This is a genomic window from Paenibacillus sp. FSL R7-0340, assembly GCF_038002205.1.
In the GTDB taxonomy this organism is placed as follows: Bacteria; Bacillota; Bacilli; order Paenibacillales; family Paenibacillaceae; genus Paenibacillus; species Paenibacillus polymyxa_B.
In genome coordinates, this window is the sequence record NZ_JBBOBY010000001.1 from 145,136 (window position 1) to 157,203 (window position 12,068).

Genomic DNA, 12,068 nt, shown 5'->3' on the forward strand with positions numbered 1-12,068 from the left:
CAGGCGATTGAAGTCGGATATGCGTAGTGTGTCAGCTCAAAATCAGAGTGTCTGTGGGCACTCCACGGAGGAATGAAACATGTCAACTGTAGTCGTTGTGGGAACACAATGGGGAGACGAAGGCAAAGGTAAAATCACGGACTATCTGGCGGAAAGCGCTGAAGTGGTGGCCCGTTACCAAGGCGGAAACAATGCTGGTCATACGATTCTCATTGACGGTAAAAAGTACAAGCTGAGCCTGATTCCATCCGGCGTTTTTTATGAAGATAAAAAGTGTGTTATTGGCAACGGCATGGTAGTAAATCCAGCCGCTCTTATTGAAGAAATTACTTACATTCATGATAATGGCTTTTCCACAAAAAATCTGGTCATTAGTGACCGTGCACATGTGATTATGCCGTACCATATGACGCTGGATGTGCTGGAAGAAGACCGCAAAGGTCCTAACAAAATTGGTACTACCCGTAAAGGGATCGGCCCTGCTTATATGGATAAAGCTGCACGTAACGGTATTCGTATTGCTGATTTGCTGGATGCAGAGGAATTCGAAAAGAAGCTGCGCCACCAAACGAAAGAAAAAAATCAAGTGATTGAACAAGTATACGGCGGCGAGCCATTGGACGTAGAAGAAATACTGAAACAGTATCTGGAGTATGCTGAATTTATCCGTCCTTATGTAGGAGATACGTCTGTCGTGTTGAATGATGCGATTGACGCAAATCAAAAGGTACTGTTCGAGGGTGCGCAAGGCGTTATGCTCGATATCGACCAAGGTACGTATCCGTACGTTACGTCCTCCAACCCGTCGGCTGGCGGCGTATGTATTGGTTCCGGTGTAGGCCCGTCCAAGATTCAACAAGTCATCGGTGTGGCTAAATCGTACACCACTCGTGTAGGTGATGGACCCTTCCCAACTGAGCTGAACGATGAAGTCGGCGATTACATTCGTGAAACAGGTCATGAGTACGGTACGGTTACAGGTCGTGCTCGTCGTGTTGGCTGGTTTGACAGCGTTGTTGTGCGTCATGCCCGTCGTGTCAGTGGGTTAACGGGTCTTTCCCTGAACTCGCTGGATGTATTGACTGGCCTGAAAACAGTGAAAATTTGTACAGGTTACAAGTACCGCGGTGAGGTGATTACGCATTATCCGGCTAGCCTAAAAATGCTGGCGGAATGCGAAGCGGTATATGAAGAAATGCCAGGTTGGAGCGAAGACATCACTGGTGTGAAAACGCTGGAGGAACTGCCTGAGACTACACGCAATTACGTACAACGCGTGTCTGATCTGACAGGTATCCCAATTGCTATTTTCTCGGTTGGGCGTAATCGCGATCAAACAAATCAGGTGCTTCCGATTTATTTGTAGGACAAGAATGATATAGCTATTGATACACGTTCAAAGAGAGAGGCTGTTAGCAGCCTCTCTCTTTTTTTATTCTGTGAAGTGTTAAATGGTATCTTCCCCTTTACATAATCTTATCTTCCTTGTCGATTTGTGATAACAAACCCTCTCTATAATCCAAATAGAAAAGAGATTCGGACGTCTAGACGTCTTGAGAGGGATGAATTATGAACTGGTATCTTCGCTCACTCGGCACACGCAAAATTGTGGAATTCATCGTGCTTGTCATTTTCGTCATTTTTTTCCTAGGGCCTCTGACCAATCTTCTCCTTTTGGCGGTTTCGGGAAAATGGCAGTATCCTGCACCGCTCCCGCAGAGCTTGTCACTGGAATGGTGGAAGTTTGTACTTACCCAGGATGATGTACTCAGCTCGATTTCCCTATCCTTCCTGATTGCGATTACCGTTACGGTCTGCTCCATTATCGTATGTATTCCTGCTGCTTATGCCTTTGCACGAATTTCTTTCCCGCTCAGTAAGTGGTTTCTTTTCTCATTCCTGCTTACGCATGCTTTTCCGAAAATGGGTTTGTATGTGTCCATTGCCGTACTATTCTACCAATTCGGGTTGATGAACACCTTTGCAGGCATTGTGCTTATCCATATGGTAAACACGCTCATGTATATGACCTGGATTCCTTCCTCTGCCTTCCGCAGCGTACATCGTGCACAGGAGGAGTCAGCGCGGGATGCCGGAGCCGGACCATTTCGGGTGTTTTGGAAAATCACCTTTCCTATGGCGCTGCCCGGCATTGTGGTCGCCTCCATCTTTACCTTTCTTGCTTCACTAGATGAAGCACAGGGGACACTCCTTGTCGGAACACCGGACTATAAAACAATGCCAGTCATCATGTATTCCATCATTGCTGATTATCCGAGCACAACGGGCGCTGTTTTCTCTGTCATTCTTACCCTGCCAACGATCATTCTGCTATTGGCAGCCAAGCGTTTTGTAAGTGCGGATGTACTGGCAGGCGGATTTCAGGTGAAATAACGTAATTGGTCAAAAGAGGAGTTTGCAAAATCCTGAAAAAGGAGCCTAAGCTAATGCCCATTCAATTATCCATTCAAGAGTTAACTAAGCGCTTCAAGACAGGAGACGGAGTCAAAGGCATTTCACTTGACGTGATGAAGGGAGAGCTGGTGACACTGCTGGGACCTTCCGGCTGTGGTAAAACAACCGTGCTTCGCTCCATTGGCGGCTTTTTGGACCCGGACAGTGGCGACATTCAGATTCAGGGTAAAAGCGTACTCAAACTGCCGCCCGAAAAGCGTCCGACGGCTATGGTGTTCCAAAGTTATAATTTGTGGCCGCATATGACCGTGTATGACAACCTGGCTTTCGGGTTGAAGATTCGAAAGGTGAAGAAGACAGAAATTGACCGTCAGGTGAAGGAAGCGCTAGCGCTGGTTCGGCTAGAGAGCGCAGAGCGTAAAACGCCGGGACAGCTCTCGGGCGGTCAGCAGCAGCGGGTAGCACTCGCTCGGGCTTTGCTGCTAAAGCCTGATGTATTGCTGCTGGACGAGCCTTTTTCCGCGCTTGATGCCAAATTGCGCATGGAGATGAGAGAGGAGCTGCGCGATATCCAGACCCAGACAGGGATGACGATGGTGTTCGTCACCCATGATCAGGAGGAGGCGCTGTCTATTTCTGACCGAATCGTCGTTATGAATGCGGGCCGAATTGAGCAGCTCTCTTCACCGCAGGAGATTTATGACAAGCCACAGTCACTTTTTGTAGCGGGTTTTATTGGCCGTATTAATTTATTAAAGGGGGTGAGCACAGGTCGCAGTGTCTCTGTGAGCGGAATACCGTTTGCACAAGAGCATGAATACACAGGTGAATCCATGGTTGGTGTAAGACCAGAGGATATTGTTCTGACGACGGAAGAAAATGGTTCTCTAGCCGGAACGATCAGACAAGTGATGATTCTCGGGCATTATGCGGAAGTTTCGCTGGATAGCGGTACCCATCATCTGAAAATGTTTGTGCCGCGTGAACGAGCGGCCGAGCTGCGCAGTGGAGAGCACATCAGCTTCAGCTTCAGTAAAATTGTTACTTTTCCATCAGCACAGTGAAGATTCACGATCAACCTCTATATCGCATCAATGTCCATCACGAACGCATCATCTGGTGATGCTGCGAACTTGTGCAACTATCTAAAGGAGGCAACAACGTGTTTGGGAAAAAGAATATGGGTCTGGTTTTGGCAGGGGTACTTAGTTTATCGTTGTTGGCTGGCTGTGGAAACGGCGGTAATGCCGCCACGGCTACAGGGGAAGCCAAGTCTACAAAAGCGGGAGCGGCTACGGGAACGACGGAAATTTCCTTGTACACTGGAGGGTCCCTGAACGTCAAAGAGCTGTGGGAAACGTTAATCAAGGACTTTGAAGCTAAAAATGATCACGTTAAGGTCAAACTGGTGTATTTGCCAGCAGGGACCGGAGGCGCATCTACACTGGATCGTCTGATCGCAGCCAAGAAAAGCGGACAAACCGATGCAGATATCGACCTGTACGAAGGCAGTCTGGATGACATCACCAAAGGGGTAGGCGAGAAACTGTGGGAAACGGTGGATGCTGCCAAGGTTCCAAATTTGAAGAATGTTGATGAAACGTATCTCAAGCAAGTCAACAATCAGGCCATTCCATACCGTGCCTCTTCGGTTGTCCTTGCCTATAACAGTGCAAAAGTAGCAACACCTCCGAAAACAGCCGACGAGCTGTACACGTGGATTCGTCAGCATCCGGGTAAGTTTGCCTATAATGATCCGTCCACTGGTGGGTCAGGCAGCTCGTTTGTGAACACGGTTATCTATAATTTCCTTCCACCAGAGGCGATGAACAGTGATGATCCGGCAAATATGAAGAAATGGGATCAAGGCTTCTCACTGCTCAAGGAACTGGGCCCTTCAATGTACCAAAAAGGAGTCTATCCTAAGAAGAACCAAGGCACGCTTGATATTTTAGCAAGTGGAGAGGTTGACATGGTTCCAGCCTGGTCTGATATGGCGCTCGAGCAACTGGCTAAAGGGCTGCTTCCAGACACGGTGAAGCTGACACAGATCGACCCTGCCTTTACAGGTGGACCCTCTTATCTGATGGTTCCTTCGCTTTCCTCCAAAAAAGAAGCAACTCAGGAATTCTTGAATTATATACTGACGCCCGAAGCGCAAACGGTGGTTATTAATAAAATGTACGGCTATCCGGGGATTAAGTGGAATCTGATGCCAACGGAGCTGCAAGAGAAATTTAACAGTGTATCTTCTGGATACCGCAGCTTTAACAGCGGAGAGCTTCAGCAGGAAATCTACAAACGCTGGCAAAGTGAAGTAGCGGGCGGTTGATCATGAGTTCATTGTCCAAAAGGGGGATGCTGGGGCTTGCCCTGGTCATCCCGTCTTTTCTCATTTTGCTGGTCGTCGTTATTATTCCGATTCTCTATGCCGTAAAGGAAAGCTTGATTGATCAATATGGAACGGGCTACGGTCTGGCCAACTATATTCGGCTGTTCACGGAACCTGCCATGCGTAGAAATATCATGTATACCATTAATGTCACGTTAGTCTCGACGGCCCTTACTCTGGTCATCAGCTATGCTTTGGCGGTTTATCTGAGATTCGGTAAAGGGGTTGTCGTGAAGTGGATAGGTCGGTTGTATTTTATTCCGATGTTTGTTCCCGGTGTAATTGCAACGTATGCGATCATTACTATGTATGGTAATCACGGTTGGGCTACACGTCTTTTGCTGCCGCTTGGCATTGAGACGATTCCGAGGATTATTTATGACTACAAAGGGCTGGTGCTGGCTAATTTGTGGTTCAACATTCCGTTCGCAACCATGCTGCTCAGCTCGGCACTTGCCAGCATTCCAAACGCTGTCGTCGAAAGTGCCAGAGATGCCGGAGCCAGCACGATGCAGCTGTTTGGGCGCTTTATTTTACCCCTTTCCTACAAAACGATGTGGGTTGCGGTGACCTTCATTTTCATGGGAATCATGGGAAGCTTTACGGCTCCCTTCCTGATCGGTGCCAACTCACCACAAGTGCTGGGTGTTGCGATGCAGCAGGTGTTTTCCAGCTATCAGGAGACGCATACGGCCAGCGCAATGGCAGTGTTTATGTTTCTACTGTGTTCTTTTATGGGCTACTTTTATATTCGGACAATGGTGAAGGATGCGGATGCCAGCTAGACCGCCGTTATACACTAAGGAGGTTACAGGGATGAACAGCCAAGCAGAGGTGCAAATTACCGGGTTTAGTGGGCGAGTGTGGGAAAAGGATCTGCTGGATTGCGGTTATCGGATTGCCTTACACAAGGCGGAGGTTGAGCTCAGTCCGGGAAACGGATTCCGGTTTACATTTTCCATGCCAGAAGACGGATACGCGGAGCTTGATCTGTTCGCCAGATCAGACAGTGACTGGGCTGCGACAGATCGAGAATCTGCCTTCGTACGTCTCTACCTGAATGAAGCCTATAATCAAGATGTCATTTTGTACTATGGTAGCAGTCAGGGAGTGTACACCCGTTTGTTGGGATATCTAAAAGAAGGCGATTATGAGGTCTATGCCGAATTCCGCGAACTGGAATCGGCTCCGCTTGTATCTCGAGCATGGATCGACGGGGTTGAACTGCGCTGCGTGGCTGATTCCTCTCCAAGATCGCTGATTTATCGCCATACCCCGCTTTTATATGGCCGTAATCTGTCACATCCTTATGAGAATCGCTTTACGGATACACCGCTTGTTTTGTTCTATTCCATAGAAGTGAACGAGGGGAAGACGGTCATCGAATACCAGATGATGTTCAGCCATGAAGATGAGGGAACGCCCGCGCCGCTGCTTATGAGCAAATGGGGAAGAACCACCGATATCGAATGGATGTACCGCGTCGAGCTAGATGCAGAGGGCAATGTTCTGGAAGCTGTTTTCCAGGGGGCACATCATATTACGACTGCGTTTAATGGCAATTATGATCTGGGCGGGCATCCTGTTCTCCAATCCGCAACAACCAACGGAAACTTTAAGGATGACATTTCATCGGACTATCGTTTTATGCTGCCGCCTGCTTTCCATTGGAAACCAGAGGAAGAGCCGCGTGAGGCTGTCATGAGCCGTTTTCCTTTTGCCTATCAGGTCACTGGGTGGGAGATGGAACGTCAGCAGGAGCTGGAAATGCCATCACAAGCGTCTTCCATTACACTTGCACACCAGCGTAGCTATGTGTTTATCCAGACTTCAAAACGTCCCTTGCGGGATTCAGGCAGAGAATTGTCTCCAGGGTTCAAGCCTGGCTTCAATCGGCGTGAGGAGGATGCCTGTGTCGATGTTCAGCTTCGTCTTCACGGCTCGGAGCAGTGGTATTCATCGTGCCATCATGATCTGAGACTCGGGGATTTTAGAGCCGCTTATGAGGGGGCAGAGTCACACTTTTCCACCACGATCAAGCTGTCTGGAGAGGCTGTGCTTGAGGATATAGCTGAAATCAGAGCCGTATTGCTGGAAGGCGGTGCGGACAGCATGGAAGTGGTCGGACTGTGTGCTTTTACGTTAAACGAAGATAATCTCCCGCAGTTTCCAGGTATTCGTACAGACCGGGTGATTGAGCTGACGCGGCTTCAACCCGTGGGTGTTTTGTGGGCGGCAGACAAAGACATGTCGGGTGATGAAGTACATACTGTGAATGATATGGTGAGACATGTTGTGGATGAACCGTCTAGCCAGGATGGGGAGTCATGAGCAGACTACTGTATGTGGAAGGAACGGTCGACAGAACCTGCACCCAGAGCCATATTACGTACTCTTTTCATATTCCACAGCCGACTGAAACGATCCGTATTCACTTCTCTTACACGCCCAAGTTATTGGAGGATCAAGAGCAAGCACGAGAAATCATTGAGGAAAGCATGAGCAAATACGGATACGACGAGCCGGGGCATTCATCCGATCTATGGAAGAAGTATATACCGCTGCAAAATTTATTAACGCTGTCTGTCGATGATCCTCTCCGTCACCGCGGAAATGCGCACCGTCCCGAGATGCAGCAGGAGCATTGGCTCGGTTCGTCTGCGGCTTCCCCCGGATTCCTTGCAGGAGATCATCCGCCAGGCATGTGGCGGATTACGGTCAGTCTGCATGCCGTTGTGACCGAGACGCTTGCCTACCAAATTCATGTATTGGGGGAGGAAGCAGCATATGCTTAAATGGATTCCAGCTGAGCTTCACACCCATACGCTTCACAGCGACGGCAAGCAAACACTGGAGGAGCTGGCCCAAAGTGCAGCCAATCTCGGGCTTGAATGTATCGCTATGACGGATCACAACACGCAATCGGCACTTGCGGATCAGGAACGGGTTCAGCGGCAGTTCGGTCTCCCCATCATTTCAGGGATGGAGTGGACGACCTTTTACGGGCACATGCTGACGCTTGGGGTTGACCGCTTTATCGACTGGCGTGTGCTGGGACCAGATGACATCCATGAGGGGATTCGGCAGGTGCATGAGCAGGGAGGCATTGCAGGGATTGCCCATCCGTTCAGGATCGGAAGTCCGATCTGCACGGGGTGCTTTTGGGAATACACGATTCAGGATTGGCATGAGGTGGATTATATAGAGGTCTGGTCAACGCTTATGCCATCTATTAAGCGGGATAGCCAGCGGGCGTTTGCCATGTGGACCGATTTGTTGAATCAGGGGTATCGCATCACTGCGGTAAGCGGTCGGGACTGGCATGTATCTAAACCAGATGATGCGCTTCCGGCTGTTACGTATTTGGGTGTTCATGATGAAGCAGAAGAGCGAGAAGGTTTAGCAGGCCGGGCAGTTGATGCGATTCGCCACGGTTCAGTGTCAGTTACGATGGGACCGTTACTGACGATGTGGGCACAGATTAAGGGCAAAGAAAATCGTTATCACATCGGCGAATGTATAGAGCTGACTGTAGAGGATTCACTATCGGTGACGGTTCAATTGGATGTGGAAGCAAGAGCATCCCATTATAACCTCAAGCCTCAGAATCTTCGTCTTCTGCTGACAAGTAGTCATGGAATATGCTCCGAGATCCAGGTCCCTGCTCACACAGGAGAATATACGCTGTCATTGCAAGATCCGCTAGGAAAGGGCTGGATAAGAGCCGAGCTTTACGGCTGCATGGAAGACTGCGTGATGATGATTGCTTTTACGAATCCGATTTATATGGCTTAACACAATAGAAAGGCTGGGCTTCGGACGGTGTCAACAAAACAAGAGAACATAAAGCAGCTTATAGAAGAATATATGAAGGTTAATCAAATGGGTCCGGGGGATCGGCTGCCGTCGGAAACTGCACTTTCCCAATCGTTTCGTGTCTCGCGTACGACGCTAAGGGGAGCTATTCGCCAACTGGAATCGGAAGGTAAGCTACTAGTAAAACACGGGAGTGGCACGTTTGCTACTTGTCCGCTGCCGAGTATTCCAAGCTCGCTGGACCGCCTGTACAGCATCGGGGACATGATTCGTTCGGCAGGGTTACGGGAAGACGAGCAGCTGGAATCCATTCAGAGAATTTCGGTTTGCCCTCCTGATATTGCCGAACAGATGAGATTTTCCGAAAATGAGCCCATGATTGCCCTAGAGCGTACACGAACTGCCAACGGAGAGGCTGTAGCCCACTCTATAAACTGGATGCCAGAGAAATTAGCCGGTCCCATTCTGGAAGGTGACTCTTTTTCAGGCTCGCTTTTTCAGAGTCTTGAGTTCAAGGCGGGGGTGCGAATCGTCGGAGCGTATTCCGAGCTTACCGTTCCAAACTATGACGACGCACATATGACACGTCTGCTGAAGCATCCGCACGCCACGGTATTACTATTGAAGCAGCTTCACTATGATGAAATGAACAGGCAGGTGCTGTATTCTCTGGATTATGTCCGCAGTGACATTTTCCGTTTCTGGGTGCGTCGTACGCGCTGATTCAATCAGAATGTGGCATCTTCTATTGAATTGTGCTAGTTTTACATATTCCATGGGTTAAAAATCGTCATATCTCGTCAATACTGATCTATATGCACTTCATGATGATACACACATGGCAGGATGCGTATAAGGAGGTAACGGGATATGAGGTGGCTTGGATGGCTGCTCAAAAAAGGAATGACGGTGGTGTTGGTTAGCGCACTAACGCTGGCAGTGACAGGTGTAGTCGTTAATGCTTATGTTCAATCGCTGCTGCGGCAGTTTAACATTCAGCTCGATCATCAGCCCATATGGGGATTGGGTTGGCTAAAAGGCAGTGCGGGTACGGACCAAAGCACAAACACGGGGAAGAACAAGACGACGGGAAGTGGCTCGGGAAGTGTAACACCGCCTGATGATGCGTTGCCTGTCATGGGACAGGGCTTAGAAGAAAGCGGGAGTGAGGCTGGTGGCGTAGCCAATGGCAAGGTATCTCAGGAGGGGGCCACGTCGGCCGGAACATCAGGCAACGAGTCACGGAAGCAGGCAGAAGGTACAGCTACACCCGAAACGAGTATTGAAGGCCATGATTTAGTGATTACGCCCGACCATTTGACGGAGAAGAAGAACAACTTACCAGCGGCACAGAAGCAGGAAATTTTTGCGATTCTGATGAATAAGCTGCCGCCGGAGGAGATGCAGAAAATATCAGCTGCGATGGAAGGCGGTCTCACCGAGCAGGAGCTTCAGGATATTCAGCAGGTGCTTGCGAAGTATTTGACCAAAGAGGAATATAACAAGCTGATGGATTTGCTTAAATGAGTATTTTGCAAAATCTTGAATAATAAACGATGAATTCATGGGAAATGTTTATGCTCAAAATAGGACTATAGAATCCGCGCCATGCGCGGATTTTTTTGCGTGTCAGGAAGGAATTGGAGTGTAGTTGAATTCTTTGTAAAGGCTATGTTAAAGTAAACAGTGTTGTGAAAAGGTTAAATTTTTGAAACCTTTTACGCAACTATGCAATGGTAGATAGCGACTAATATCATAGATGCTTGTGAATACAGGCTAGGTTCATAATGTGAAAGACCAATAACGAACGCATTTATATAGAGATAAGATATGCTGAAAAGGAGAGAGTCATGAAGGTTTTGAGGGAGCAGGATTCACCAGACAGCAGGAATGCAGACTCAAACGTTGCAGACAAGCCTGCTGTGGAAGCGGGGAAAATAGCAAAGTGGTGGAGCGGTCGGAGAAAATGGTTGAGCTGGACGGCAGGCGGTGTGGTGATTGCAGGCAGTCTTATTTTTGCGAGTAATCAGTATGTCGGGGCTAACACAGTTCCTTATTATAAAGTGTATGTAAAAGGCGTCGAGGTCGGGAATATCTTGAATGAGCAACAACTTAAACAGCTGTACGCAACGAAGAGCAAACAATATAAGGACAAGTATCCCGGCGTCGATATGGTGCTCAATACGAGCGCGGTAACGACAGGCATTGAGAAGGCATATAAAGCGGATATCGACAGCGCGGCCACGCTGAAGAAGCTGGACGGTATGCTGACAGCGTATGCCAAAGGGGTAGAAGTGAAGGTCAACGGTCAGACGGTTGGCATTGTAAAGGACAAAGCGACTGCACAAGCGGCTTTAAAACAAGTACAGAAGAAGTACACACCTGTGGGTGAGGGTACATCTACAGGCATCAAGGGGCTGGTTCGCAAAACATCCGTGGGCAGCAGCCATGCGAGTGCTAGTACTAAAACCCCTAAAGCATGGCTGGAGTCTGCCGGTATCCGTGAGAAAATCGCGTACGAGCCTGTGAAAGCAGACCCGAACAAGGTGCTGACGGAGGCAGAAGCAGTCAAAGTGTTGACTGAGGGGCGTGAGGCTCCTATCACGTATACAGTGCAAGAAGGCGATTCTTTGTCGTCGATTGCAACTAAATTTAATATGACCGCTTGGGAGATTAAGCAGAACAACCCTGGCTCGCGTGAGCTGTATTTGCAAATTGGGGACGAATTGAAGCTTACTGCTCCGAAGGCTCCGGTTACGGTGCGAACAGTAGAGAAGGTCGTCGAACAGATTGCCATCGAGCCTGAGGTTGAGATTCGCCAGAGCGATGAACTGAAGGCAGGAGTTACCAAAGTGGTCAGACCGGGACAAGCAGGTCTTAAAGAGATGGACTATCGTTTGACCAAGGAGAACGGTGAGGTCGTGCAAGAGGAATGGCTCGGTCAAAAGGTGCTGCAGCCGTCTGTTACTGAGGTGGTTCTTAGAGGAACGAAGGTCGTGGGAGAAGGCTCAGGACAGTTCGCTTGGCCGGTGTCCGGCGCATCGATGTCGAGTAGCTTTGGCGCACGTTGGGGACGTATGCATGAGGGTGTGGACTTGGTCGGTAGTGCTGACATTCACGCATCAGATGAAGGCGTGGTATCATTTGCAGGTCAGCAGAATGGATACGGCAATGTTATTATGATCGATCATGGCAACGGCTACCAAACCGTGTACGGGCATTTGAGCAGCATTGGCGTTCATGTAGGACAGGTGGTTCAGCAAGGCGAATCGATTGGAGTCATGGGGAACACAGGACGCTCGACCGGAACGCATCTGCATTTTGAAATTCGTAAAGATAATACGCCACGCAATCCAATGACGTATTTAAGATAGATTGGATGTTTATATCGAGAGTTACATGATTTATGAGAATCAAAGGGAAAGGCCATGTTTTTCTGCATGCT

Annotated in this window: 11 protein-coding genes; all 11 read left to right on the top strand. The window is 48.9% G+C overall.

Annotation, left to right across the window (positions count from 1 at the left end; all coding sequences use genetic code 11):
* Window positions 1-79 precede the first annotated feature (79 nt).
* The 11 genes from MKX59_RS00610 to MKX59_RS00660 all read left to right on the top strand — a co-directional run bounded on the left by MKX59_RS00610 (window position 80) and on the right by MKX59_RS00660 (window position 11,997).
* On the top strand, window positions 80-1,366 hold the full coding sequence (locus tag MKX59_RS00610; protein ID WP_025723148.1) for an adenylosuccinate synthase: 1,287 nt from the start codon (window positions 80-82) through the stop codon (window positions 1,364-1,366).
* A 203-nt stretch (window positions 1,367-1,569) separates the two neighbouring features.
* Window positions 1,570-2,394, top strand: coding sequence for an ABC transporter permease (locus MKX59_RS00615; RefSeq protein ID WP_023991134.1), 825 nt, complete (start codon window positions 1,570-1,572; stop codon window positions 2,392-2,394).
* Window positions 2,395-2,447: 53 nt separating this feature from the next.
* Window positions 2,448-3,479 (top strand): ABC transporter ATP-binding protein, encoded by a 1,032-nt coding sequence (locus MKX59_RS00620; protein WP_034095133.1) that lies wholly within the window; start codon window positions 2,448-2,450, stop codon window positions 3,477-3,479.
* A gap of 98 nt (window positions 3,480-3,577) precedes the next feature.
* A complete protein-coding gene (locus tag MKX59_RS00625) occupies window positions 3,578-4,747 on the top strand; it encodes an extracellular solute-binding protein (RefSeq protein ID WP_340857308.1) in 1,170 nt (389 codons plus the stop codon).
* Window positions 4,748-4,749: 2 nt separating this feature from the next.
* A complete protein-coding gene (locus tag MKX59_RS00630) occupies window positions 4,750-5,592 on the top strand; it encodes an ABC transporter permease (protein WP_076295142.1) in 843 nt (280 codons plus the stop codon).
* A 31-nt stretch (window positions 5,593-5,623) separates the two neighbouring features.
* Entirely contained in the window at window positions 5,624-7,138 is a 1,515-nt protein-coding gene (locus MKX59_RS00635) for a hypothetical protein (RefSeq protein ID WP_053326507.1), read from the top strand.
* Complete coding sequence (locus MKX59_RS00640; protein WP_076295144.1) at window positions 7,135-7,602, top strand: hypothetical protein; 468 nt, start codon at window positions 7,135-7,137, stop codon at window positions 7,600-7,602. Before MKX59_RS00635 ends, MKX59_RS00640 begins: the two co-directional genes overlap by 4 nt.
* Entirely contained in the window at window positions 7,595-8,602 is a 1,008-nt protein-coding gene (locus tag MKX59_RS00645) for a CehA/McbA family metallohydrolase (protein ID WP_076295145.1), read from the top strand. Before MKX59_RS00640 ends, MKX59_RS00645 begins: the two co-directional genes overlap by 8 nt.
* A 27-nt stretch (window positions 8,603-8,629) precedes the next feature.
* Entirely contained in the window at window positions 8,630-9,346 is a 717-nt protein-coding gene (locus MKX59_RS00650) for a GntR family transcriptional regulator (protein WP_053326505.1), read from the top strand.
* A 147-nt stretch (window positions 9,347-9,493) separates the two neighbouring features.
* Entirely contained in the window at window positions 9,494-10,150 is a 657-nt protein-coding gene (locus MKX59_RS00655) for a hypothetical protein (RefSeq protein WP_023991126.1), read from the top strand.
* 323 nt (window positions 10,151-10,473) lie between these two features.
* The gene (locus MKX59_RS00660; RefSeq protein WP_023991125.1) at window positions 10,474-11,997 is read left to right on the top strand and encodes a M23 family metallopeptidase; all 1,524 of its coding nucleotides are present in this window, start codon (window positions 10,474-10,476) and stop codon (window positions 11,995-11,997) included.
* Window positions 11,998-12,068: the final 71 nt, after the last annotated feature.